This is a genomic window from Pirellula sp. SH-Sr6A, from assembly GCF_001610875.1.
In the GTDB taxonomy this organism is placed as follows: Bacteria; Planctomycetota; Planctomycetia; order Pirellulales; family Pirellulaceae; genus JBKCUI01.
This window is the reverse complement of the sequence record NZ_CP011272.1, coordinates 4,118,274-4,144,330: the sequence shown is the minus strand read 5'-3', so window position 1 is coordinate 4,144,330 and position 26,057 is coordinate 4,118,274. Positions and strand designations below refer to the sequence as shown.

At 52.2% G+C, this 26,057-nt stretch carries 14 protein-coding genes and 1 tRNA gene; 5 read left to right on the top strand and 10 right to left on the bottom strand.

Going from position 1 to position 26,057, the window contains the following annotated elements; translation table 11 throughout:
- The first annotated feature begins 4 nt into the window (after positions 1 to 4).
- Entirely contained in the window at positions 5 to 1,195 is a 1,191-nt protein-coding gene (locus tag VN12_RS15735; RefSeq protein WP_146677730.1) for a hypothetical protein, read from the top strand.
- The gene (locus tag VN12_RS15730; RefSeq protein ID WP_146677729.1) at positions 1,174 to 1,569 is read left to right on the top strand and encodes an ERV1/ALR-related protein; all 396 of its coding nucleotides are present in this window, start codon (positions 1,174 to 1,176) and stop codon (positions 1,567 to 1,569) included. The genes VN12_RS15735 and VN12_RS15730 overlap by 22 nt, the downstream gene beginning before the upstream one ends.
- Here VN12_RS15730 and VN12_RS15725 read toward each other — a convergent pair.
- Both VN12_RS15725 and VN12_RS25885 read right to left on the bottom strand, forming a co-directional pair.
- Positions 1,543 to 1,839: a hypothetical protein gene (locus VN12_RS15725; protein ID WP_146677728.1), complete on the bottom strand. Its 297-nt coding sequence runs from the start codon at positions 1,837 to 1,839 to the stop codon at positions 1,543 to 1,545. The genes VN12_RS15730 and VN12_RS15725 overlap by 27 nt on opposite strands.
- Positions 1,826 to 2,389 (bottom strand): tyrosine-type recombinase/integrase, encoded by a 564-nt coding sequence (locus VN12_RS25885; protein WP_168164449.1) that lies wholly within the window; start codon positions 2,387 to 2,389, stop codon positions 1,826 to 1,828. The genes VN12_RS15725 and VN12_RS25885 overlap by 14 nt, the downstream gene beginning before the upstream one ends.
- Before the next feature lie 238 nt (positions 2,390 to 2,627).
- Between VN12_RS25885 and VN12_RS25880 the strand changes: the two genes are divergently transcribed.
- Positions 2,628 to 2,815 (top strand) — tRNA-Phe (locus tag VN12_RS25880).
- Positions 2,816 to 3,100: 285 nt separating this feature from the next.
- On the opposite strand, the gene VN12_RS15715 is transcribed toward VN12_RS25880, so the two are convergent.
- The 6 genes from VN12_RS15715 to VN12_RS15690 form a co-directional block, all read right to left on the bottom strand.
- Entirely contained in the window at positions 3,101 to 4,915 is a 1,815-nt protein-coding gene (locus VN12_RS15715; RefSeq protein ID WP_146677726.1) for a phosphatase PAP2 family protein, read from the bottom strand.
- Between the two features lie 12 nt (positions 4,916 to 4,927).
- Complete coding sequence (locus tag VN12_RS15710; protein WP_168164448.1) at positions 4,928 to 14,311, bottom strand: RHS repeat-associated core domain-containing protein; 9,384 nt, start codon at positions 14,309 to 14,311, stop codon at positions 4,928 to 4,930.
- 25 nt (positions 14,312 to 14,336) lie between these two features.
- Positions 14,337 to 14,576 (bottom strand): hypothetical protein, encoded by a 240-nt coding sequence (locus VN12_RS15705; protein WP_146677724.1) that lies wholly within the window; start codon positions 14,574 to 14,576, stop codon positions 14,337 to 14,339.
- A 34-nt stretch (positions 14,577 to 14,610) separates the two neighbouring features.
- Complete coding sequence (locus tag VN12_RS15700) at positions 14,611 to 15,411, bottom strand: pentapeptide repeat-containing protein (protein WP_146677723.1); 801 nt, start codon at positions 15,409 to 15,411, stop codon at positions 14,611 to 14,613.
- Positions 15,412 to 15,494: 83 nt separating this feature from the next.
- On the bottom strand, positions 15,495 to 17,354 hold the full coding sequence (locus tag VN12_RS15695; protein ID WP_146677722.1) for an SUMF1/EgtB/PvdO family nonheme iron enzyme: 1,860 nt from the start codon (positions 17,352 to 17,354) through the stop codon (positions 15,495 to 15,497).
- Between the two features lie 456 nt (positions 17,355 to 17,810).
- On the bottom strand, positions 17,811 to 19,235 hold the full coding sequence (locus VN12_RS15690) for a hypothetical protein (RefSeq protein WP_146677721.1): 1,425 nt from the start codon (positions 19,233 to 19,235) through the stop codon (positions 17,811 to 17,813).
- 87 nt (positions 19,236 to 19,322) lie between these two features.
- On the opposite strand from VN12_RS15690, the gene VN12_RS15685 reads away from it, so the two are divergent.
- Both VN12_RS15685 and VN12_RS15680 read left to right on the top strand, forming a co-directional pair.
- Entirely contained in the window at positions 19,323 to 19,976 is a 654-nt protein-coding gene (locus tag VN12_RS15685; RefSeq protein WP_168164447.1) for an ECF-type sigma factor, read from the top strand.
- A gap of 112 nt (positions 19,977 to 20,088) precedes the next feature.
- Positions 20,089 to 23,436, top strand: coding sequence for a serine/threonine-protein kinase (locus VN12_RS15680; protein WP_146677719.1), 3,348 nt, complete (start codon positions 20,089 to 20,091; stop codon positions 23,434 to 23,436).
- 527 nt (positions 23,437 to 23,963) lie between these two features.
- On the opposite strand, the gene VN12_RS15675 is transcribed toward VN12_RS15680, so the two are convergent.
- A complete protein-coding gene (locus tag VN12_RS15675) occupies positions 23,964 to 25,445 on the bottom strand; it encodes a serine/threonine protein kinase (protein ID WP_146677718.1) in 1,482 nt (493 codons plus the stop codon).
- A 237-nt stretch (positions 25,446 to 25,682) separates the two neighbouring features.
- Positions 25,683 to 26,024: a transcriptional regulator gene (locus tag VN12_RS15670; RefSeq protein WP_240491163.1), complete on the bottom strand. Its 342-nt coding sequence runs from the start codon at positions 26,022 to 26,024 to the stop codon at positions 25,683 to 25,685.
- Positions 26,025 to 26,057 lie beyond the last annotated feature (33 nt).

Sequence of the window (26,057 nt, the reverse complement as noted above, 5' to 3'; positions counted from 1 at the left end):
AACCATGAAGCTCTTTAAGAAGTGTTGCTCCTGTTGTGATAGCTCCGTCAATCCGGATATCTCGCAAATGAGCTTCTCCAGTTTGGATGGACTCCATCCCGTTTCTTTCTCTGCCACGCCGATACGCGTCGCGAAAAACCAAGTCGCTTCGTTTGGAATCACTCCGGGGTTCGAAATTGTTCCCCCAAGTTCTGCGAACAATGCGAGTTGCCCTTGGCCATCCACGCCGAGTTCGGACTTCCACAACAGCGGATCGCGGAACATAGGCAGCGACATCGCCGCAAACTGTTGTTGGGCTGCCGTCGCGGTACCTTCGACGCCGGTCAGCTCAGCCGGTCAGGAGTATCGGTACCGATGGTCCTTCGAAAGTACGGTTGTGAATGACAAGCTATGGAGAGCAACCGTCAATCACCTTTGCACGACGGACGGATTCGAATGGCAGGATTCCACGCGAACCAGCTACTACGACCTAGTGACGAAACGGCATCTCATCGCAAAGAGATACTTGTTCGCCGTGGGCGTCAAAGCATGTTGGGTTGATTCCCAAATCCAGCTGACTGCTCGCGTGTGGTACAAGGACTGGCGGAGGCTTAGCAATTTCTCGTTCTTCCGAGAACGGTTTATCTCCTCGGGATCCGCAACGTTCACCGGCTATCGATCGGATCTAGGCACTTGTGGTCCGAAGACCGGGCTTGCAGCAAGCGACTTCTGGACATGCGGATCCAGCACGAGGCCCACCGAGCCAGACTGGCTTGATGGAATCAACGTTTCCAATTGTCTCGACTGCAGCACATCGACGGGATTGACGGACGCGACCATCAGTCCGCTCAATTGCAATATGGAGTTCGCGGATCGAACGATGACTCTACCCACTGGGGTTTGTTCCGTCGCTGGCACCCATGTCTTCTCAAGCGGATTCGGTTCCTCTCCAAAATACGATGGCAGCTTTGCTTGCATCACAAGTTCTCTTCTCCCGTGCACGTGGAGATACCCCACTCCGAAGTGCCCGCTCGGGGTCGATCCCTATCCAGTGTTTCCTGTTCCGATCGACGAAACCAAGCCTGTGACGGGGAACGTTGACTTCGATGAGTATGACGAGGTGCAGACGGTCGACACGGCCGAAGATGAATTCGAGTCAGGAGTTCCAGTCGTGATGAACTGGTGGACAGAGCCATGGACAATCACGATCAGCTAAACATCTCACGACCTGCCCCATCCGGTTGGGTGGGAAGCGAATCAACCATCCCCAGAATCAATTCGTTCGAACTCGCACCCGGTTGGGAATCGCTACATCGCATTGCGAGCGAGCTCACCGACTGGGGGCTCATCTCAGCATGGTTTCAAGAATGGGAGTTTAGGTCCGTTCCCTGCGGTGATTGCTGGAAGCACTGGCGAGAATGGAAGAAAGGGAGTCCGCCACCGTTCGACGACCGGCTCGCGTTTTACTGGTGGAGCCACCGGGCGCACAACGCGGTGGCCGCTCGGATCGGCAATCCGGTCTGGAGCAAGGAAGAGTTCGATGCGGAATATGGGGGCTACGAACTAATGGGGTTCATCGACTCGGAGTGATGTATCGCCATCCTCGTCCCATCCCTCGTCGTCAAAGAGCTCTTCGTCGCCATCGTCCTCGTCGTCCCAGTCTTCATCGTCTTCGCCAAACATTTGGGTGAAGAAATCGGCTTTTGCAGGATCTATCCCCAAGGAAATCTGGTTCTTAACCCTATTCCAAGTCGGCTGCTGCTCTGGCGTCGAGAACACGCTGTCGTAAAACTCCAGAAGCTTTAGACAACGTTCACGTTCCTCCTGAACTGCTCGTTCGATGTCTTCATCGGATGTCATGTGGGTGGCTCGGTACGGAGTATTGCCGAAGAGCTCGATGGTCGATGTAGTGCTTTCTAACGATGCGAGTTCCGCTCGTATGGCCCAACGACTCGGCCGCCGCCGACTCTCCATGGGAAATGTAGATTTGCGTCGCGTTCGACTTTCTCAGTGTACCAAGATTCTTGCCGCGAACTCGCTTGAAACCGTATCGTTGGGCGTCTTTGAAAATCTTCTCCATCCACCTTCTTGCGCAGCCCCATGTCAGCGGAAAGATGCGATCTCGCGACGGATCTTTGATCGCCGCGAGTGCTTGAATAGATTCTTCGCGTAGGAAGGTGATGTGTGGTTTTTGCGTTTTGTTCTGAACCAACAAGATGGATTTCTGATACGAATCAAATTGGCTCCAGGTCAATCGAAACAGATCGCTCGGCCGTAATCCCGTGTCGTACGCGACCCATATGAGCGCATAGAAAAAAGGCCCTGCAGCAACACCGAAGTGAAGGCTTCCACTAAGTTCCTTCGAGGCTCGCATGACGGCAACGATCTCTTCAGGCGTCCAGGCTGTCACTGGCTTTTCGACCGGTTTTGGACGCCTCAATCTTCTGATTTCGTATGAAGATTTCCCTTGAGTTTCGGTCAAATAATTCCAAACACGACACAGTCCTCTTCTGTAATTACCAGCGGTCGTATTCGAGACTTGACCCTGCATGTGCTGAATGAATTTGTTGAGATTTGCTGTATTCAAATCCTCATCTTCAGTCGCTCGTCCGAGGAATTCGGAGAATCGCTTTACTGAGCGTCTGTACAGTCCAATGGTTGTGACATCCAAATCGCATTCCGTTGTGATTTGGTCAACGATCGTGGTGAGTAGCATCGTGACCTCCGCGTGAAAAAGGCTAGGAAAATCAATCTAGCTCGCGATTTTTGACATGCCAGATATTTGGACCATGGACTGAAAATCCATGTGTCGCCGGTTCGATCCCGGCCCTGACCACATTCGAACCTCTGCTTTTGCAGAGGTTTTTTCATTTCTGGGCTAACTGCCATACTTCTCGCAGGGTCTCTCGCCAAGGCGCAAAGCTCGCAACGGAGCAAAAACAGTGAATCGATTACTAGATTAACGGTGCCAATCGGTTTTCAATCTTGGCGGGCTTGGCGCCTTGGCGAGAGAATGGGGCATGACGTGGGGAACGCCCTCGTCGCTAGATGGCGGGCTGCTTTTCAGTGAGCTTCACGAGGTTCACGCTCTGGATGGTGACACCATCGGGCAAACCCACCGCTAATTTTTCTCGAGAAGCAAACGCTCGGTAACGAACGCACCGATTTGTTCGCCTAAGTTACGACCTGCCAGATCGTCGAATTGAAAGTGGATTCCGCCAAAAATTCGGCTCTGTGCGGCCTCCTCCGCCGCTTCGCTAAAACTGGTGAAGTGACGTGTCACAATCTGCCTCGGATCCAATGGCCGTTGCTCGGCTGCCCCATGGCCATCGCTTTGGCTATAGAAAGAAACATGATTGCCGAACAAGTGTGTTAACACCGCGCTGGCGGCACCGCTAAAGGTGCTGTGCCCAGAAGTGTACGATGGAAATGGTGGTGTCTTGAGCAATGGAATCCAAGTAGGATCCCTCTGAGTATCCGTGCTTCCGTCTTGATCGGCTTGCCGAATGGCATCGATGGGTCGCCACACACCATAATAGTACTTGGCATCCCACGACGCGATCCCCGCGTCTGCCATCGCGATATTCAACAACGCAAACGTCCGAGCCGTTTCTATTAAATCGGTCGATTGTTCGATCGTGACATCCGTAGCAATGCTATTCCAATGCCCTGGCGGGGTCGCGGTCCCACCTCCATCCGCCCAAAACAATGCGATCTCGGTCTGTTCGGTGGTTCGCTCGCTACTATGAAATCCCCCCATCCGCATCACTTCATCCACAGCGGTCTGATACTCAACGCTGGTGATCGAAGGAGGCGGTTCAGGACGAAGCGAATCGCCACGCTCCAACGCAAACGGCTTAACATTGGGCCATTGAGGAAGGAGGGGGGGCAAATAGTCGGGAAATGTGCGTCGCCATGCTCCCACTGCGGACGACGGTTCGTAGATCGAACTCGACTTCATTCCATCATTGACTCGATCCGCGAGAATAGCTTGTCCAACCCGCTGCCCTAATGCAACTCCCAAGGTTTTTGCAGGGCCATCAGGTATCTGTACAAGCGTCTCTTGGAGCGACGCTTGCCAAACAGCAATTTCGTCTACCGCCGAATAGAGCGATTTGGCAACTTCGAAAGCGGCCGCTGCAGCCGCCGCACTCTCAGACGCATCGGTTTGTTCTGACAAATCGACGCGATAGCCTTCGTATTGCCCCGTGACGGCGTTCGCTGCGTCGAACATCGCACTGTGAATCATCGCCAGATTGCGGGCGACCATAGGTGGTTGTGCCGTGACGATGCGCCCTGGGTAGGGATCGTTTGAAGTCGTCGTCCATTGTCGAACGATATTGAGCACCGAAGCGTTCCAATCCTGAATGGTGTTTCCGCGTCGGACTTCCAATGTCTGCGTCGATTGCCGTCCCAATTCATCGCGAGCCGATAGACGCACGGTCTGGAGCCCTCTCGAAAGCGATAATGCAGCGGAGAATCGCCCTTCACCATCCGAAGTCATCGATTGCGAAACGCTATCGTCTCCAAGCACCGACACCGTGACCACGGAATTCGCAAGCGTTTGCCCTTGGATGGTGATACTTGGAGATAAAACCACACCATTGTTATTGGGGTCGGATGCGGGTGCGACTCCTCCAACGACGGTTGCCTGTATGCCTTGGTATCGATTGATGGAGTTGATGACCATCAAGGGGTCGAGGGGCGTCACCCACCGATCGCCATCGACATCATAAAGTGGAGTTGTGGAATGCTGGGAGCGAGGTGACAACTCTCGCGAGCCCTCGCTATTGATGCTGTTGATGAGCATCAAAACATCTTGTGGCGTAACAAGCGACGATTGGTCGACATCACACAGAAGCCCGGTGTTCTGCCAATCGCTCGCCAACAAGTCGCGGGATTCTAATTGCTCTATCGTTCGCAGGCGGTGTTTCATGACGAATGTTCTCTAGTACTGTACACCCATGAGTTGCGCTTCTTTTGCCATCAGCATTGTTCGCATGGAAAGTAATTCATCGAAGTTCTCAATGGTCTGCCGACCAGCAGGACGGCAGGACTTTGCGTATCGAGCCTTATATCGCTCAATTTGTGCGGTAAGCTGACGAATCATCCGTCTAATCTCATTTAACTCCGCCTGCCGAGTTGCAAACTCTACGGGTGAAAACATGAAGCCATGAATCCCAGCAAGTGCATTGCTCAGTCCAGCAACACCTTCCTGGCCAAGGTACCCCGCGGTATCGAGTGTTTCTCGCAACCTAGGAACACTGGGGGTTTTGGAGCGAATATCCCGGACAACACCATTCATCGCCCTTTGATTGGCGGCTGATCCAGAAGACGTTTCATCGAAGGCACTCATCCCGCTCGGATCTCGATTGCTAACTGGATTGCTTTCCACATAACGGTAGATATTCGCGTCCCCCCCTTCGAATCCAATCGGATCTTCGCTTAGAAAACGCCCGATCGCAGCGTCGTAGTACCGCGCGCGGTTGTATTGCATGGCCGTTTCGGCATCAAACTCCCGGCCGGTGTATTTGTATCGCGTTTCAACCGTTGGATTCGATTCGGATAGAACATTGCCGTAACTGTCGTACTTGAACTGATTGACCACTTCACCGCGATTGTTCACCAAGTCGCGAACGGTACCCAAATGATCGGTCAGCATCCACTGAACGCCGCCACTTGCGGACTCTTGCGCCAGGACTTGATCGACCGAAGGACCATGCAGATAACGCATCGCCATGGCCAACGGTGCTGGACCGCTGCCATCCGAGTCGAGCAAGTCGGCGAGAACATTGTCTCCATCGTAGACGAAGGCCGTGATCGCTCCATCCACTGCATCGGCAGGTGTCGTGTCGACCTTCCTCGTTAATCGTCGATTCATGGCGTCATAGGTGTACTCGACAACCTGCGCGGGCGCCCCCGTAGAACTTGACCGGTCTATTACGCTCGCCAAGCGATTGCGATGGTCCCAGGTAAACTCGCGGACCGCTCCGTTGTCGATTCGCGTACGAGATATCAAGTTTCCTTCGAGATCATACGCGTATTGATTCGTACCATCGCTGGTGAGACGATTGTTTCCACTTTTTCCCGCAACTCCATCCCCTACAACATAACGGGTACCATGTTGGTGCGATGATGTTCGATTGCCCGTCGCGTCGTACGCATAAAACTCATCCGGATTGGCCGGGTCCACGTGATTCGCCGAAGTCAATTGATCGCGTTTATCGTAAGCGTAATTGATTGCGCCATCGATATCGACAACCCGTGTGATCCGATTTGCGGAGTCGTAAGAAAATGCAAAGGAATTGAGTAACGCATTGACGGGATTGCGATGCGAAATGTCCGTCAAGCGATTCAACGTGTCGTAGATAAAACTCGTTGTTGCTACCGGCTGTACACCGGCCATGTCGCCGAAACGCGAGAGCGACGCGAATTGTCCCTGTCCGTTGTACTTTATGTCGACGCGCTTTTCTGAAATAGTCACCATCGAACCCACGGCGCGAGCCTGCGTCAGCGTGGTCAAACGATTGAGGGCATCGTACGAGTATTCGTTGATACCCCCGATAACACCATCGATGGTATCCATCGTGGATAGAACATTACCTACCGAGTCGTAGGTTCGATCGAGAATGGCCGATGGTGCTCCGTTTCCCCCACCCGTCTGCTCGCGTACTGGTCGGTCGAGCGCATCGTAGGTGACTTGATAATTGCTGCTGCCATCTTGAACACGGGTAAACCGACCCGCTGCGTCATAGGAATAGAGGACGGAGTTCGTCTTCACATTCTGCGCATCGAACCAATGTTCCTGGACCAATCGGCCGAGATCGTCGTACTCAAAACGGGTCGTACGTCCCACGCGGTCGACCTGTGCGACTAATTCGTTCGCCCCGTTGTACGAATACGACTTTACATTCCCCATCGGATCCGTTTCCGAGATAAGCCGATCGCGTGCGTCATATAGAAATTGCGTGATATTGCCACTCGCATCTGTCACCGAAGTCAGATTGTTGTCCGCATCGTATTTGAAACGAGTCGCGAAGCCAGCGGCATCAATAGTTGTGGTAACACGATTGCGATCGTCGTACTGCATTCGCGTTACGTTCCCGAGCGGGTCCGTGACGCTGGTAATATTCCCCGCTTGATCGTACGCGTATTTCGTGGTGTTCTGCCCCGAATCTGTTTCCGACGATAAGCGATTCAACGAATCGTAAGTCGACGAGGTGGTTCGTCCCAGCGGGTCGGTAACTGTTCGCAAATTGCCTGCTGCGTCGTAAGTGAACGTCGTGATGGGAGACGCAAGTGGTCCACTACCGTCCGGGTCTGGTTGCGTAAGCCGCACGATTCGGTTCATCGAGTCGTACTGGTAAGTGGTACGATGGCCATTTTCGTCCACCACTGCCGAAATATTGCCGGCGGCGTCGTATTCATAAAGGCTTCGTGTTTCTAGCAGCGTTCCTTTTGCCTCTTTTCGCGATCGGAGTCTTCCCTGCGCGTCGTAATCCAAGTCCAAGACTCGTCCCAAAGGATCGGTCTCTGTTTCGATTTGCCCCGACGCCAAATACGTAAAGCTTGTCAACAAATCGTCGTCACCTCCCGGCTGGCCGACGATCCTGGTGACCGATCGTGTATTGCCATTCATGGGGTCAATGTCGAACTCCGTGCGCCGCCCTTGCTGATCGGTATGGCTGGTCAGTTGACTAAATGTCGGATCGTACGTTTGCTTCGTCATGCTCAATGCTCCACCCGACAAAGGCGAAACAGGCTTGATCGGTTGAGATGACAGGACGATCCCGTATTCGAGCGGTGCTTGCGAGGAACCGCTGCGTCGCAACGTATAGGTCCCCGCTTGAGAGAATTCCGCCGTACCCTCCCATTGAAAAGTATTGGGGCCTGTTTCAACGTAGGTCCAAACAATCTCATTATTTTCCCAGTACCCCTTGGTCTCGGAGTGCCGACCAACCATCCACTGGGTGCTTTCGGTTTGGAAACGAATACTCTCCCCTGCAGCCACATCGAAACGACGAATCACATCCTCAAATTTCAATGAATTGGTCCCGGAGAGTAACGTGTCGCGCGATACCTTGGGGGCTGTATCGATACGGAGTAGCCGTAGGGCTAAGGGTTGGCCATTATGCACGTAAACTCGAACTAAATGAGTACCGCTTTTGGCAACAGAAAAGGGACTCGATTCGAGAGATGTGGTTGATGCGAGCATGCTACCATCGGGTGATTCGATATAAAGCGACACTGGTGAATAAGGCATCCCGCCATGGAACGAATTCGGCCAGATCATGTCGATCGTCAGCTCCTGACCCGCTGTGGCTTCGAAGGCGAAGGTCTCGAAAATGCCGCGCGGGCTCGGAGCAGGAAGGGAGTAGATGGTTCCCGGATTCATTCGCGTGATGGAAGAGTATTTCGCGAGGATAAATGCGTAGGGGACCGTTCCCAAAAACGGCGCATTTCGACCTACGACACGAACGGAGTAAACTCCTGAATCGGGTAATACCAAATTGAGATCGCCGTCCGTGGGGGCGGTGGCGAAGATGCTGCCGGAGGGGCCAGCAATTTGCACACTGTCACTCCGATACGGGTCATAAAACCCGGTTTGCCGAAAGAGAATTTGTTGACCTGCATTCCCCGAGAAGGTTGCCACGATGTCACCATCTCTCGCAGTCCCTGCTATCAAGGTGTCAAATCCCAACATGGAAACGAGCGTGTCGTTGGCTAGCGAAATGAGCCACTCATAAGAAACCGGTGCGACCGAATTCTGGTCACGTCCCATCACGAGGATACGATGCAGACCTGTTTCCGAAATCCCAATATGTTGAACTAGGTTCGTTCCCGTATCCGAAATCAGCCTACCGCTGGGGGAATACACTTGCAGCCTTGTTGACGCAGTGGATTGTTCCAATCGCACACGTTGACCTGCACCCGCGTCGAATTGCAACCAGTGAGCCTCCGAACCGCTATCGAGCTGACCCGAAAAAGGACTTTGAATCGACGCGCGGGGAACAGAGGCTATATCCGTTAATCGAAACTCATAATTCAAAGGCTGGGTACCGTACGGGTAAGACAACCGCAATCGATACGATCCTGTCGCAGGCAGGGTAAACGGTCCGAAATCCATTTCCGCATTACTCTGCAGGGAAAGTTGATTTCCGTCAGGCCCAATCCATTCCCACCTAAGTCCGGTGGAGATGGGGCCTGCCATCGAGCGTCGATCGAGATGGAGCGTAGTTCCCCTCCTTCCCTGAAAGGTGAAACTCTCGATTTCATTGATCTCCAAACGACCAGAGACCGTCTGTCCGAAGAGGATAGGATTTTCGCTCTCCGATGGTGGTAACAATCGAAATCCAAAATTGTGGGGAGACCTATCGTCTGCATCCAGCGGATATTTGGCGATGAGGACAAATTCATTGGAGTCACTCTCCCCCCGGTAACTTGTAAGATTGGCGTACTGATTGTAGAGACCATCAAATAAGGTCACTCCTTCTCCCACAATCTTCGCACCGGTGATGAAGGAGATGCCAAGATTCTTTACGAAGACGTTCGAGTTCGGGGTAGCTTGGAATCGAAAGTACTGCAGCTCGCCCCGAGTCGTGAATGTTCCCTTGATGTCTTGGGTCATATCGACCATGGGAATGCGATTCAAACCAAGGCTGCTAAACGTAAAAGTCGTCGGACTACTCGTTTTGTCAAAGATTAAAAAGTACTCACCTGTGTGGGGAAGGGTAAGGATTCCATCCAGGTAGTTTTCTTGGTAGGAAGAATCGGAGGAAATGATTCGTGGGGATGCATTTTCCATGCTTAAAACAAATCGCTGACCGGCGACGCCGTTCAGTCGATAGATTGCCGATCGGTCGTTTGCTAAGGTACCTTTGATCGTGGAGTCGAATTGGGCCGGCGTGGCCGATTCGAGATCGACGATGGTAAAGCCGTAGCCGGTAACTTGATTGAGCGGACCTTTCAGTAGCAGTTTGAACGTTCCAGAGCTCGGTAACTGAAAGACTCTGTTGCGAAATGAATCTATCTCGCTCTGTTCAAGAATTCGATCCTGTGGATCCCGCAATTCCAGTATTGCACCGCTATATGCACGTTGGAGGTCGAAATAAACAAGTGCCCCTTGCGAACCGCTAAACTTGTATTCGCGTTCCTCGTTGGGTTGCAACGAGCCTGAGTAAGTCGTTCCATAGCCCATTTTGGTTTGGGGGACGGAATCGATCAGATTCGCCGTAAATTGTATCGTCTGCGGATTTATCGAATCGCTTGCCCGAACCTCATAAATCAAATAATACTCTCCGCTATCCTGCATTAGGATTTGGAATTCATCGACTGGACCGTTTGGAAAGCGAATAGGCCATACCTCGGTCCCATTCGGACCAATCACGATCCAACGATCCGACTCAGCGGGCGATGAGTGTTGAAACACCAGCCTCTGATCTCGCTCGGCGTTAAAACGGTAGACGACGTCTTCGCCCGCTGCGATCGAAAGGTGTGTTTGCTTTCCCCATTCGATCTGCTCCGCCGAACTCATCGACCGAATGGCCCCAAAGTACGCGCCTTGCGGGCCCGTGACCTGGACCGTGTACGTTCCGTTCTCCGGAAGTCGATCCATATCTTCTCGGAGTTTCGTACCCGAAGGGGTATAGACCGTAATGGCCAGCGAACTGCTGTACTTTTCGCGAATTTTGTCGATCCAGTAGCGTTCTCCAACCTTGCCAATAAAACGATACAAATCCTTCTCACCGTTTCTCCTGAAGTCACCTGCCATAAGTCCAATCATCGAGGGGTTTTCACCTAGCCGGACCGAAAGATTGTCTTGAGACGTCAGTAGATTGCCTTGTTCATCAAACGTATTCAAAGTGACGTATCCTCTCGCGTTGGTGGCGGTGACTGGCAAGTTGCGTTGGTCGCGGGAAACGTTAGGAAGCAATCCAAGACTATCGCGTTCGGATACACTCTGGCCGCGATCATCGAGCAGGCTTTGCGTCAGATTCCCGTTGACATCGACGAAAGAGGATTGCTGTAGAGAGATTCTCCCGGCGATGGGATTGGCCAATGGAGTGAGAATCGGATCCGCTGCCGTTTGTTCGGGTCGAAATAAACCTTGGACCTCGATCGGAAAATACTGTCGCACGGATCCATCCTTGCGAACGACGTCGGTTACGCGTCCGTGAAATCCATAGTTGGAACTTTCGACGTTGCCTAATGGGTCGGTTTCACCTGTCATGCGATGCTCGCTATCGTAGCGCCATTGGCGCGTCGAACCGTCAGGATCGGTGACTCGGATGAGATTCCCATTTCCATCCAGGTTAAGTCGAGTCTTGCGGGACGCTGGATCGTTGATCTCCACCAGGCCCGGTGAGTAGGATAGCGTTGTCTCTAAGCCGACGGGGTCAGTAAGCTTTGTAAGCCGCCCGGCACTGTCGTACGCGTATCGGGTCTCATTTCCATTGCGATCCGTCAAAGAGATCAGCTTTTTATTGGAACCATATCGCTCTACCGTCTGATCTGGCCAAACACGTTGGAATGTTCCGTTTGGCAACTTGCTCAACGTAGCGAACTCTCCCGATGGGCGATCGTATTGTCCATCGGCTTGCTTAGGATAGAGTGTTTCGCTGCCATCACCGTTGATAATCAAAACAGATCCATCACTGTTCTCGACGAGCTCCAGGAGCCCGTCGATTCCCCAGCCCGATCCCAGATAGCTGCTGCGGCTATTGACCGATGTGAACTGCCCCTTTGATTCGTTGAGCGTGCCAATGAATCCACGTTCGCCAGCATAGCCCAACATGCCGGACCGAAGGGTATAGTCGTAGACTCCTGTCGGTTGGTCACGCAAATCTACTTGCAGAGCGGCACCGACCGAGCCTGCTTCTGGTTCCAGACGCCAAATGTTTTTGTTGCCACTCAGCCCGTGGCCGCCAGCGAAACCAGGAACTTCCGTTGTGATTCCATTTCGGCTCACATCGAGTTCTGCGATCAATCGTACCGCACTCGGGACCGAAAACTGATTGGGATCCAACTCATCGAAGGTAAAGCGAACGATCGGTCTAGGGTCAGCACGCAACGAATCGTACGACAACACAATCCCTCGCGAAACTCCTTGCGACCGGTACGTGACCAATTCATGAGTTTCGAGAAGTGCTCCGGAGTACATCTCGCAACTGGATGTCGCCTCAGCTTGGACCGGACAGACCTCGGGCTCTTTCTTCTTAATTCGAGGTCCCGACGAGGCCGGTGGGCCAAAAAAGTGCCAGCTAGAATTTCGAATGCCACCGCTGATCGTTTCGATGACGCTACCGTTGGAACTGACTTGTCCCGTACCCACGTTGTCGAACTCGCCCGTGATCGGATTGATGGACCACAAATCCATGAGGCTACCGGGTGCGTAGCCTCCTCGATTGGGAAGCGACAAAGGAGTCGGTGTGGTGAAGACCATTTCTCCCGGTTGAATGGTCACGACTAGATCGGCGAGCAAGCCTTCGGGTAGCGCAGCAGGGGTCAGAGTAACAGGTACCTCTGTCATGCTAAGAATGCCGGTGAACGGGGTCCCCTGCTGGTTCATCAAGGTGCTGGCCGCGACCTCGACACTAGCCCCGGGAAGGGCACTCGATGTGACGACGGTATTGCGTAAGGGATCGATGGTTTTTCCGCTGGCAACGTCGATCTCGGGCAGATAGATCGGTCGTTCGATCAGGTTATTCACATTCGCATAGACTTCATGCTCAAGAATAAACGCAAGCTTCTCCGCAATGAACGGATACACCTTTGTGCCGCTATAAAGCTCGCCACGGACCTTGATTGCATCGCTGACGACGGTACTGGAACCGAGATCGAGCGTGAACGAACCATCTGCGGATGTGAGGCCTTGGACAGACCCAATCTGGATCGGCATTCCTGCAATCGGCTGCCCGTTCACTTGCAAGATCTTTCCAGAGACTCGAGTCGTTGTTATTGGATCGGGCACGACGTTCAGCACTACCGAACGGGTTGTTTCGAGCACACCGTCGCTGGCAGACACCTCAAACTGATAGGTTCCGACTTGCGATGGACTGGGCTTAAAAGTCAAAACTCCGGATGAATTGATTTCACCCGTTGCCATGGAAACACTACCGTCGCTCGTCTTCATCGAGTAGGAAACGAAATCGCCGTCGGGATCGGAAGCAGAGAGTCTCACCTGGAGAACCCCGCCGGGCATGACCGTCAGCGCAGGAATCGTCGCAAGCGTCGGAGCGCGGTTGGCCGAAGCAAAAAGCTTGGGACGAATCGAGAAGGGAACCAAACTCGGATTATCGAATTCGATAGCGACAGTCTCGGACCAAGAACTCCGAGCCAATCCCCCGCGTTGGATAGCAGGTTTTACATTGAGGTAAGGGTAGCCCTCTGGCGTTGTCCCAGACCGGCCGCGAAGTGAAACCGAAAGAGGAAGACCGGGAAAGGAAATGGCAACCTCTCTTCCGATCGAGTCGCCATCGTTTCGAAGTTTTAGTTCAGCAGAAAATCGTCCCGTCAAAGAATCGAGTCGGACGTTTTCTACCTGTACATGAATGGTATCCACTGGTGACAGACTCGCCAAGTTAAGCGATCCACCTGCTGCATTGGGGGCGCTGGTCATCGACCATTTCGGAGCGAGAGTTCCTTCTACGTCTACCTCGTTACTGAGAGGTTGAATTGCGACACGCGACCCGCTGTCCGCATCCGCCTTGAGCAACTGAAACTTGAGCACCCCTGTGTCTCTGGAAGCGAGTTCGCTCACATTGATCGTCAGTACGGAACCGTCCCATCGGACTCGGCCTGGAATAAACTCAGCCTTCGTTCCCGCGAGCGTAAACAAGGCGGTTCCATCGATTCCTCGATCCAGGAGCGTTTGGGTGGGATCAGCAGGATCCACCAGATAGACAGCCAGCAGATCCTCGAGAGCGGATGACCGATCCGACGTGTCGAATTGGCTATCGATACGAACACGAAACTCCCTCGTTCCACTCGATTGCCCCAAAGTAATTGTCACGCTGGTTTCTTGAACGAATCGGCTTTCATTCTCAGTAAGACTGCGTATGCCAACGCCGTGGGTGTTGATATGGTTCACGACATTCAGGACGTCCAATGCCGACACCCCGTGGTCACCATCCACGTCCAAGTAGGGCAAACCGGTACTGCGATTTGCTGGAAGAGTTCCGGTCCCCTGTGCATTGATGTAATTGATGACGGTTAATGCGTCGAGAGGCGAGATCGCTCCATCTCCATCCACATCGATGGAATCAACGGGATTGCGCCAATCGGCATTGAGCAATCGGCGATCTTCCAATGTCTCAACGAAGAGACTTCTCAACTTGGATCGCTTGTAGTGAGCTCTCCTAGACCGAGCGGAACGATTCGTCGAAGATGCGAGGGAGCGAAAGGAGGGAGTCATGAGGAAGCACGAGTCTTGAAGCAGGATCGAAGAAGGTGGATCGGGGAGGCATTGGCAAGGTCAGCGTCGTAAAGGTCCACCCCAGCAGCGGTGCAAATGGCTTGACAGCCGTCGAGATACGATCGCTTTGAGCGAGGAAAGCGATCGTATTCAGCGAAGAAAGCAGAATTGCAGGACTTCGCATGCGGTGGACGGCGTTTGGTCGAAAAGTATTCGATTTATTTAGATTTACCAAGGAATTCGGCCAACGTGACTTCCCCGTCTCCATCGGCGTCTTTCTCCTTCAAACCTTTCATCTCCGAGCCAGACAAAACGCCATCTTCGTTCTTGTCCAGTTTTTGAAAGGCAGCCTCGTCACCAGACTTGTTCGTTGAAGGCGTCTTTTTGGGTTGAGCTTCCTCTTCTGGTTTGGTTTCAACCAAGACGAGTCCTTTACCTTCGATGTCAAAGCCCTTTGGCCAACGTGTGAACTGATCGTATTGAGCCTTGCGAAAGTTTGTGCGATCGAAAAGTGTAGCAGTCGACAGGTCCGCACCTCGCAGATCCGCCATGTAATAATCGGTTCCGTAAATCTGATTGAAGCCCTTCGTACCCCGCAGCTTCGCTTCTCTCATTTTCATTTCCACTGTATTGATGTTGTTCAAATCGACCCCCGAGAGATCTACTTTATTAAGGATTGCCATGTACACAGATGCTCTGAAATCGCAACTTCGGAAGTCAGAGCCGGTTAGATCAGCGTAGGCAAAACTTGTACCCTGCAGCACAGAACCTTGGAAATTGCAGTCATGCAGGCTGGAATTATCAAACCTGGCATTGGTCAAAATGGCATCAGTGAAATTGGCGTCATTCAGGTTTTTCTTGCTGAAGTCCCGGCCGGTTAAATCTTGACCTTCAAAGTCGTGCTTGTACACGCGAGGCTTCTTGTCCGCTTTGTCCTCTTTGTCATCTGCGGAAACCACGGCAGCTGAGAAAAACAGCATGTATGTCGCAATGAAAGAGGTTATTTTTAGTGAGTGCATTCGATATTTTCCTTTCGAGGGATAAAATAAAACGTGTACGTTGAGCCATAACTACCATCTGGGCATGTCGATCTAATGCGCTGCTATCGACTGATATTGGATTGTTCGCAAACGACGCGAAAACCTAACGCCTTATGCGTATATCCAGGCGACTGAGCTCGGCGCGACGCGGATCGGCATTGACCGACATCAGAAAGATAGGATCCTCCACGGATGACCTTGCTATTTCCACTAACTGGCCCCGTGGGATCTGTCGCATCGCTCCACATGCGTTGCTTATTCTCTACCGTGAACGAAGTGGAAATTGGCGTTGTGAGCAGCTGGTGCATTTTTTCTAAGAGAGCTCCAGGATCGTCATCCGTGTCATATATCGAAGAGAGATTCAGGCCCATCGGCTCTTCTCGGTAATTGTCATAACACCACTCGGTGACATTACCATGCATGTCATAAAGTCCAAACAAGTTGGGTGCGTGTCGTCCCACCATTTGCGTTCTTCCCATCCATTCGCCCCGGCGGGCATACCAATAGGGTTGGTCGCATCGAATGTTCGCCTGCTCGCCGTCGATAACTTGACCGGTGGAGAACGCAGAAACGCTTCCGGCACGACAGGCGAATTCCCATTCGGATTCGGTTGGAAGACGATAGACTCGCCCCGCTGAAACTTCTTCGGGTCGTTCGGTCAGCTTTTTGCAAAACTCAAAGGCGTTCAACCAAGAGACTTGTTCGACAGGGAATCGCCCGGTCCTAAGATCCCCGACCTCCGTGGCACCTTCCCCGTCGGGGGCATGGTAGCTGGGGTTATAGCCCATCACCAATTCAAACTCGGATTGCGTCACTTCATGGGTACCCATGAGAAGTCGCTTGGAAATGATGACGGCACGAAGTGATTCATTTGGATGTCGTTTGTACTCCGACTTTGCTGAACCCTTGATATAGCTGGAACGTGGGAGCAGGACTAAAGACATGCCGAGCGAGTTCTTTACCACTTCGCCCGGTCGCAATCGTGCGAGAGCCGCTGTGATTTTCGGTTTGGCCAGAACAGGCGCTAGGGCAAAGACTCCGACGACATCATGACCGATCACCCGGATAGGAGTTTGATTTCGGCCTGGGAACAACGCGCTGACATGAGCCGGGACTTCGGCCAAGACATGTCGATAAAGTTCGTCGCTGTCCACGATTCGGTTCTGATCAAAATCAGCTTGCCCCTCGAGACCTCGGACAAAGCTCAAGGTGAATGCCCCGTGCCCCACCTCTCGATCTTCGCTCGAGACCTCATCGCGACGGCAAGCGGCAAAGGTGATCAAACCTTGAGCCTTCTGGAAAGTCTGATCGACGTTTTCTGTTATCGTGAAGCCGGAAGTGATTCCGCCACCGCCGGAGTGACAAGAGTCCAAAACTAGCAACTTTTGAGCAGCGAGACACTCTTGAAGCATCGTTCGTAAGTCGTCAATCGTTAGGGATGTTTCTTTCGCACGCTCCCCATCGAAATCGATTGGACACACAAATCCGATTCGTTTTGGATTCAGAATCGTTCCCTCCGTCCACAATCCGCCATGACCGGAAAAGCTGATGAGGATGGTATCTTTCGATGTTGCGTTCGACAGAAACTGTCGGATTTCACGACGAAGATTCACGAGTGTCGGCCGCAGGGCAGGATTCTCCTGCTGGTCCGTCATCTCCAATATGCCATCCGGATCGTAACCGCAACGATCGCGCAGAGTAGCCGCCAGAAGCTTGGCATCCTTCACGCAGCACTTCAACGGTCGGGTTTGATACGCATCGATCCCAATAACAATCGCTAGTCGACGCCCGCGAGTCAGTTGATTCTCCAACTCCTTCGTAAACGCTTGATGCGCATTGGCGGTAGGCTTCTGTTCCTGGGCTTGGGCCCACGAACTCAGAAAAAGAGCGATGGTGACCGTGCATCGTATAAAAAGCTTCATGAAATGAACAACCTAACCTGATGAGCCATACCATTCCCGTTCTGCTTAATCACCATCGGCAAATTTCTAGTGACAGCGGTTTTAAAAACATCTAGCAATAGCCTGTGGCTTTGATCGCAAGGAAAAAAAGCGTGAGACCAATCAAGCAACCGTGATAAACAAGCAACACCCTCATCCATCTGTCCCACGGTGAGTCCTCCCAAGTTCCGAGGCGAGCTACATCACCAATACAAACCCAGAGGAGTGATAAAGCCAAGCAAATTGCGATCGGAGTCAAGGCCAGCAGGACCTGTGCGAAAAGTTCTGGCGGGGCAATCCGATGTGCGATGGGAACCCAAACGGCGAAATGGAACCCGTACAACACGAGAAGGAGTTGTAACTCAGGCCTAACAAATCGTTGCCCCATCGTCTTTCGATTGCCCTACAGTGGAATTGCTTCTGCTCGTCCAAGGAGTTTTACGGTTTGGGTGGCACAATAGTGTCGACAGCCGACGGGAGATCGGCTCCATCGTTTGTCGGTGCATCGCTTTCGTCTTTTACAGGCTCGATACTCATCGCAACAAAGAATGCCTTCAGTCCGACAAACTGCATGTTGTGCGTGACGAGCACTTTGCCTTTTGGACCTGAAAGGCGGTGCGAGATAGTAAAGAACTTCCCTTTATTATTCTCATCAAAATCCACGCCTGCTGACTCAAGTTCCACTTGAACCGATTGGGTTCCACACTGATTGCGAATCGTTCGGAAGATTTCCAAAAACGGCTTATCCCCCACTTGCTTTTGAATGTCAGGATGGAACATTTCGAATGCTGCCGTGTCTTCTTTGGCAATAATATGCCGAATCATAACTTCGCATGACTTGCTATAGAACTTTGCAAATCTGGAAAGGAGTTCATTTCGATCAGCAAGCAGGTCTGCAAACATCTTTTCATGGAGCTTCTCGATTTGAGGACTTTTTAAGTCGATTCCGAGTAAAGCGTTATCGAACACCGTTAAGACAATCGACACTTTTCCTTTGTCGCAACGAAGCTGTGCAACGTGCAAATACTGCCCCTCCCTTCCGGCATCTTTGATTTCGACTTGATCGTTGGACGGAGGGCTAATTTTGCCGTGGCTTTCGAAGACATGCTGCGTGAGATATTGAATGATCACGCTATCGACGATTTGGTTAAGCTCGGGCCGAAACATCTCCTGAAGCGCCCTCCCATCTCGCCCATTGATCGCTTCCACAACAGAGAGCATAAGATCACCGCTTTTGACATCTATCGGTGGAGGCGGCAAATCTTCGCCAACAGCGGCATCCAAGAAGACGTTTGCCATGAACTCGCCCAGCAAGATCTTCTGATCGTGGTCCGTATCCCATTGGCTCAAGCCCCGTGCTTCCGAACCGGTGAGTTTGCCATCCTCGTTGGTATCGATCCAATTGAATCTGCTAACCCCGAATTCGACGATGCCGTTGTAAGCAAGCTCTTTTAGCTTAGCCGCATCGATACGGACTGCGCGATCCAACTCTTCCAAGGTAATCCGACCGTTACCATCTTCATCCGCGAACTGATAACCGTTGATTTCAGTACCTGAAAGCCTGTCGTCCTCATTGGTATCTCTCGCGTCGAAGATGGCCTTTATCTGTTCAGAACGCGTTTTTCGATGACGCAGTAACCCGGCATCGAACTCTTTCCTTGTAATTTCGCCATCGGGTTCATCGGAGGGCTCGAAATCCAAAGTCAAAAATGGCTTCGCCTCGTTTCCGCTAAGGACTCCATCCTCGTTCCAGTCGAACATTTTGAATACATCGGCCCCCATGAGGCTTGTCGAAGTCCAGAGCGTAAGCAAAACGGCGACCGTCAGTGCCGAGAGGGAGGATAACCGAGAAATTGCTGTCATCGCTGTTCTTTCCGTTTACAATGGGGAGCACGCCGTACCCCGCAATAGAGGCGAGCCAATTCCTCAATCACGGTTTATGGAATCTTTGTGACATCTCAACGCGAAATTCTCGGCCATACTGAGCAGGAACCCGTTTCCGTTTGGATTGAGCAGCTTGCCGCCGCTGATCATGATGCAGCGAGTCGGTTGTGGGCCCATTTTTGTGAGCGATTGGTAGTCTTTGCACGCAGTCGAATGAATCCGTCTGCGCGACGCATTTACGATGAAGAGGACGCGGCCGTGAGTGCGTTTCGCAGCCTCTGTCGAGGAATCGAGGCGAAACGATTTCCAGATGTTGGAGACCGCGGGAATTTGTGGGCGTTGCTGGTAGTTATCACCAGCCGAAAGATTGCCAATCAGTTTCGCTACGAACATCAGCAACGTCGAAATGCGAACTTGACGCTCAACGAATCGATGCTGCAGTCCAGCGACGGATCGGGCTTTGAATTGCTACAATCCTTGCCGTCGCACGAGCCGACTCCGGCATTTGCTGCAGAGGTTGCCGAGATGTCCGAGTACCTCATGAGCAAGCTCCCTGAACCGGACTTGAAGAAATTGGTTCTGCTCAAATTGGAAGGGCACACCAACGAAGATATCGCAGAACTGATGAATGTCACGCGACGAACTGTGCAAAGGAAACTGGAGAGAATAAGGCGCATTTGGCTCGAGTTCCCGGAACTACTTGCCCCTCAAAAAAGCTAACTCTTACCTGTCACCCTTTTCCCGGCAAGAGTTATTCTAACCACGGAGGCAGGTCTCTAGCCTTACTCTCCTTCGCCAAACAAATGGGCTCGTCCCCCCTACCCGTGCCTTTATGAATTCATTCGATCCTGATTTTTCTGAAATCTCCAACGAGCAGTTGGCAGAGATCGATTCGTTATGCAGTGAATATGAATCTCAACGCACAGATGGTGCAAACGTCACGATCGAATCGTTTCTTCAGACGGCGAACAACGCAATACGCTCTCCGCTACTCCGCGAGTTGCTCCAAATCGAAATGGAGATTCTCGATGCGTGGGATCAGCTCTTTTCTCCTTCTCTGCTCATTGAGCGATTCCCTGATCAAGAGCAATTCATACTCCGTTGCTGGAAATCTCTGAAAACAAGACTCGAGCTTGAATCAACATCGAAACCAGCGAGCGACACACTCGATAAGCCTTCTTTGAATGGCAGTACGCATGACGAGAGAGCTTCGCGTCCGACTATGTTGCAAACTCTCAGCGTGGAGTCCTCGCATGGAAAGCATTCTGATCGCTTTCGTATCATCAGAAATCTTGCACAAGGGGGAATCGGTAACGTCTATGTCGCCTTCGATCATGACCTGCAGCGCGAGGTCGCCCTAAAAGTACTCAAAAGAAAATTCGCAACCGATAAGGCCATCCTGCAACGTTTCGAAGCGGAAGCGACAGTTACGGGCAATCTCGAACACCCGAACATCGTTCCAATCTATGCAACTGGAAGGCGGTCCGACGGCCGCCCCTATTACGCGATGCGATGGATTCAAGGGCGATCGATGCAGTCCGCGATCTCCGATCTGCACGGCCAAACCGATCTGTGCCTCGATTTCCGAAAGAACACTGCGGCACGCGATCTTATCCTCCGATTTGTAACCGTTTGCAGAGCAATGGGATTTGCACACTCTCGAGGTGTACTTCATCGCGATCTCAAACCCAGCAACATCATGGTCGGTGAGTTCGGTGAAACCTTGATTGTCGATTGGGGGCTTGCAAGAGTCATTGGCTCTACCTCAAAAGACCCTCAATCATCTAGTCTGCCCCGGGTAGACATTCGATTCGAGTCAAATAAAACCTTAGACGGGACCATCGTCGGAACACCTGGATACATGAGCCCCGAGCAAGCCATTGGGTGCAATGAAGAGGTCGCGGTTACGAGCGACATCTACTCATTGGGAGCAACGTTGTATCAAATCGTTACCAATACAATTCCCCATGCACACACGGGTATTGTGTCTTCGCCGGAATCCTATTGCGATCGCTGCTCCCTACCTGCCGATCATCAGTCGAACACCCACGTCTGCGTTGAGCACCAAATCAAGAATGGGAATCGGCTTGACGTAGGTCCCCTCACCAAGGTCCCACCTCCGTTGGCTGCGATTTGTCGACAAGCGATGCAGCAAGATCCACATAAGAGGTACCTGAGCGCGGGATTGATGGCTGCGGATTTAGAAGCTTGGTTGCTGGATGAACCGGTGTCTGTTCTTCCTGAGACAAGCTTTCAGAAAGCACGTCGTTGGGCGAGAACACATCCCTCTTTAGTAACGGGCGCTCTGGCTAGTCTTCTCGTTGCTTTTGTTGCAATGGGAATCACTTTGAATGTTCTGTCAGTGAAAAATGAATCTCTAGAGCAGTCCAATCTCCGTGAGCAAGCGTCCGCAAGGGCGTCGGCTCAGAACGCCGCAATCGCAAAGTTTCAGAGCGAAGAAGCAGTGCGGCAACGCCATCGTGTCCTCGGAATCTTGAACGCATTTCTTGTCGATGTCGAACGCGGATTGGCTCAGGTTCCAGGCAGCGCTGCCGTCCAAAAAAATGTCTTGGTTACGGTGCTCAATCAACTGGGTCAGATTTCAACCGAATTTGCCGACGACCAAGTCAGCTTAAGCAACGCCATGGCGTTAATGGACTTGGGGGATCTCTTTTCAAAGGTCGGCACCAAAGACATCAAACTCGATCTCCCTCGCTGGAAACAGCTCCCCATCTCGCCATTGGAGGCAGCGGGCGAAATGTATGCTGAAGCGATGAGTATCGCCCTTCGCAGTGAAAGCGAGAACGGCGAAATTCCCATGCGATTGATCGCAACGATTCAATTCAAGCAAGCGGATATATTGCGTCAAACCGCTCGCTCCTCGGATGCACTTCTCTTGCTCGAGAAATCTCTAGCAACCCGGAGAGAATTGCTGGCCAATTCTTCTGATTCCTTAGAAGCAGCTGTCGATGTGGTCTCCTCCATCGACCTCCTCGGACAAATGCGATTGCAAGATCAAGATATCCATGGAGCTACGGAGGCTTTTGTGGAGTCACAAAGCATCTTGCAATCATTGCTGACAAAGTTTCCCGATACGCTCGACGTCAAACGTCGATTAGGTGTCACGTATTCGAGGCTTGCAGATATCGCTTTTAAGCAAGGAGATCTCGATCTCGCATCTCAACTATATGATCAAGATCGCGCCATTGCCGAAGAGATGTATCGCTTGGATCCAAACAACGGGACTGCGAAACGCGACTTATGCGTCTCTCTCGATCGTTTGGGGAATATGTCGGCCGAACGTGGACAATTAGAGCCAGCCATGGTTTCGTATCTAGAATCCCGGCGCCTTCGAGAAGAACTCATCGCGGCCGAGCCCACCAATTCCAAATTGATCCGCGAACTATTCGTTTCGTACATGAAATGCGGGGACACTCGAATGCTCTTGAAAGCGATCGATCTCGCAAAATCGGATTACGTAAAAGCCTTTGAGCTCGCGGAAAAAATGGCAAAGCTCGATCCGCAAAGCATCACTGCCAAGCGATTTCAATCCCTATCGGCTGAAGTGCTGGCGGATGTGGCCCTCGCTCAACTGCAATATGACGACGCGATTGTCTACGCAAGAAAATCACTGGATATCAGCTTAGAGCTTGCAGAGAAGGACCCGTCGGATGGGCAGATGCAACGCGATCTCTACATTTGCTATGTCAAAGTAGCTAAAGTGCTTATCATGAGAGGGGAGTTCGACGAGAGTGTCACCCAACTCAATCTCGCGCTGTCAATCGTCCAATCGATCTTTGAAAAGCAGCCCGAATCTCTTGAGGCTGTTCAAGACTATGTTTTTGTGCTGCTAAAAAGGGCAGAGGCTTATCTCGAGTCGAAGCAATCATCCCTGGCCCGAAAAGATTGCGAATCAGTCATTCGCATCGTGACCGCTATTCCTGAAACCAATCGACAGGACGCGATGACACGTCGTAGATTATCGAACGCGTCGACAATGCTCGGAAAGGCTTTCCTACAGGAGGGCAACGTCGATCAAGCTCGAAGTGCATGGGAACAAGCTCGTAAGTTGACTTTGGAAATGATCGATGAAAATATTCGAGTCGAACAAATGGAGCTCGATTTAGAGGAAATCGACAACCTTTTGACCTCCTTGGATCGCAAAGAATCGAACGAGTAACATCCGTATAGAAATGAAAATGCACGGATGGAGCTTTGTCGCGAGCTCGGAAGCAAATAGGCCTGCAGCGCATTTGAATGGAGAGGGCTTTTAAATTCTGATGGCATGCCTATCGAAATGGAAGGAGCACCTCGATAGAGGGATGTGTAAACACCGCCATCTATTTCATTCTCGAGTCGATTGGATCGACAGAATTCACTATAGATGAGCCCTATTTTCAAAGACACTTGCGACGCGCACTAGGACAAACCGATCCAATCGCGGAACTCAAGTAGCAACACCTTGAACTGACTCGTGGGTCAGAATCCATCCCTCTTGCTTCCACTTCCGTCACGCATCCGCCTGATACTTCGACATTCACAGCAGTCCTCACCCATCTAATCGGCCTCTCGCCAAGGCGCCAAGCTCGCAGCGGAGCAAAAACAGTGAATCAATCACTAGATTAACGGTGCCAATCGGTTTTCAATCTTGGCGGGCTTGGCGCCTTGGCGAGAGAATGGGGCATGACGTGGGGAACGCCCTCCTAGCTAGATGGCGGGCTTCTTTTCGGTGAGCTTCGCGAGCGCCTGCCGCAGCTCACGGACTTTTAGAGGCATCGGCAAAAGCACATGCTTCGCACTGGTGTTGGCACCCCGGATGATATGCTGCTGTTTGGGGTCCACGAGCATGATGGCAGGAATGTCCTTGGTATGCTCCTGCTCGCTGAATGTGTTGAAGGCTTGCAACGCAAGGTTCCCGAGATCGGGTGCGCAGAAGACGATACAATCCGCTTGCACCGACTCGTCCGGAGTGAACTTGCTCAACGCGCGATCGGGATCGCTATAAATCAAAACACGATAGCCGCGCTTCTTGAGCTTCTCCCGCAAGATGTCTTGCAACTCTTGCTTGCTCTCCACGATCATGACGGTCTTCCCTTCACCTTCCTTTGCCTCCTCCTCGTCGATGACCATGATTTCGTGTCGTTGGGTGATTCGCTTTTCCGCTTCCGGATTGTCTAACTTCTTGATGGCCGATTGGACATCGACCAGCATTGCACCCGGCGTTTGATACCTCTTTTCAGGATCGAATTCGAGCGCTTTGTTGCAGATGGTGTAAACCGACTCGGGCAATTCCTTTACCACTTCGGACAAGGACGGGAAGTCATGAAATCGTGTTACGTTCAATCGTTGCGAACGCTCGCGCGTTTCCACTAGCGCAGGCTTGCCGGAGAGGACGTTGTACATCATCACCCCGACGAAATAGATGTCGGAGCGCGTATCCCCTTTGCGAACCCCTGTCCCGCGTTCCAACGCAGCGTAGTCAATCGCCCGGGCACTAGGACAGTCCGCGATGGCTTTATCGGAAGAGGTATCGGCTAGTGCTGCGAGACCAAAGTCCACCAGCTTGCAACGGCCGCTGGAATGAACCAACACGTTGGACAACTTCAAGTCACGGTGAGAGATACCCTTTTGGTGGGCGAAATCCAATCCAGCACAAATGTCTTGAACGACCTGAAGACCTTCTCGAACTGCGAACTGCTTTCGAATCTTTAGAATTTCTCGAAGCGTCTCCCCTTCGACAAACTCCATGACCAAGTAGGGGGCGCGAGGATCGTTGACGATCTCATGAATCGTGACGATGTTGGGATGCCGCAATTGCAATCCCATGCGGCCTTCGCGCAAGAATTGCTCGATCTGCGACATGTCTCCACGATGCCGACTGCGGAGGACTTTCACGGCGACGACACGTCCCGTATCGCGATGCACCGCGCGGAACACCCGGGCGAACGTCCCCGCTCCAATCATGTAGAGGACTTTGTAGGGCCCGTAGTAATAGCCTAGCCTCTCCCCGGTGAGCAGCCGATCCAACTGAAAATTGGTGAGCAACCCTTTTCTCAACAACATGGCCTTCACGTCTTCCAAACTCACGTTGTCGGACCGAAGCTCGGTCCATACGCGGTCAACATCGACGGACGATGCCAAGTCGAGGTCCAAGACCCGTTGGGTTAAAGAGCGAGGGGTGAATTCCATAGGAGGCAATGTTCAATCGGAGGAGGATGGAGGATGCCAGGGCTCACGCGGTGGATCGAGCGTCCTGAACACCCCCTCTAGCATAGTTCAAAGTGGTTCCGGCGGCCAAGGAAACAAAACAAGCGGGCTGACAAGGAAGTGGCGATTCCTCGTCAGCCCGCTTGAAGGCTCTTTCGAGTTTGCATTGTTCGAGTCGGAGTTCGTCCAATGCAATCTCGGCCCTATCCAACCCCATCACTACTCGGAATCATCTTCAGGTCGAAATTCGTCCTGACTTTCTCCTTGGCTACTGTCCCCCAACATCTCCGAAATTTGCTTCTGATACGTATCTCGCTCGCGACGAGTCGCTTCCAAATCGAACACGAGATACTTCATGTCCAATCGGAGTTGGCCGATCGACTCCTGAACCAACTGCAGAATCTTGCGGCGTCGGTTCGTGCTCTCCACGACACGTTGGAAAGCTGGCTGAATGGCCAACCGGTGCTCCGCGGGCAAGGCGTCGATCACCCGTTGCAGATCCAACAATTCGCTCGGCGTGTCTTGAACCGCGTTGTCGGTGGAATGAGCTGCTTGACTCATGATCGTTTCCTAGTTTGTTGTGGGTGACGGCTT

What these genes read in the sequence shown, in the direction of transcription:
- VN12_RS15730 (WP_146677729.1), top strand. Translation starts at nt 1,174, where the DNA reads ATGGACAATCACGATCAGCTAAACATCTCACGACCTGCCCCATCCGGT.
- VN12_RS15695 (WP_146677722.1), bottom strand. Translation starts at nt 17,354, where the DNA reads ATGAAGCTTTTTATACGATGCACGGTCACCATCGCTCTTTTTCTGAGT.
- VN12_RS15735 (WP_146677730.1), top strand. Translation starts at nt 5, where the DNA reads ATGAAGCTCTTTAAGAAGTGTTGCTCCTGTTGTGATAGCTCCGTCAAT.
- VN12_RS15675 (WP_146677718.1), bottom strand. Translation starts at nt 25,445, where the DNA reads ATGGAATTCACCCCTCGCTCTTTAACCCAACGGGTCTTGGACCTCGAC.
- VN12_RS15725 (WP_146677728.1), bottom strand. Translation starts at nt 1,839, where the DNA reads ATGACATCCGATGAAGACATCGAACGAGCAGTTCAGGAGGAACGTGAA.
- VN12_RS15700 (WP_146677723.1), bottom strand. Translation starts at nt 15,411, where the DNA reads ATGCACTCACTAAAAATAACCTCTTTCATTGCGACATACATGCTGTTT.
- VN12_RS15680 (WP_146677719.1), top strand. Translation starts at nt 20,089, where the DNA reads ATGAATTCATTCGATCCTGATTTTTCTGAAATCTCCAACGAGCAGTTG.
- VN12_RS15690 (WP_146677721.1), bottom strand. Translation starts at nt 19,235, where the DNA reads ATGACAGCAATTTCTCGGTTATCCTCCCTCTCGGCACTGACGGTCGCC.
- VN12_RS15670 (WP_240491163.1), bottom strand. Translation starts at nt 26,024, where the DNA reads ATGAGTCAAGCAGCTCATTCCACCGACAACGCGGTTCAAGACACGCCG.
- VN12_RS15705 (WP_146677724.1), bottom strand. Translation starts at nt 14,576, where the DNA reads ATGCGAAGTCCTGCAATTCTGCTTTCTTCGCTGAATACGATCGCTTTC.
- VN12_RS15715 (WP_146677726.1), bottom strand. Translation starts at nt 4,915, where the DNA reads ATGAAACACCGCCTGCGAACGATAGAGCAATTAGAATCCCGCGACTTG.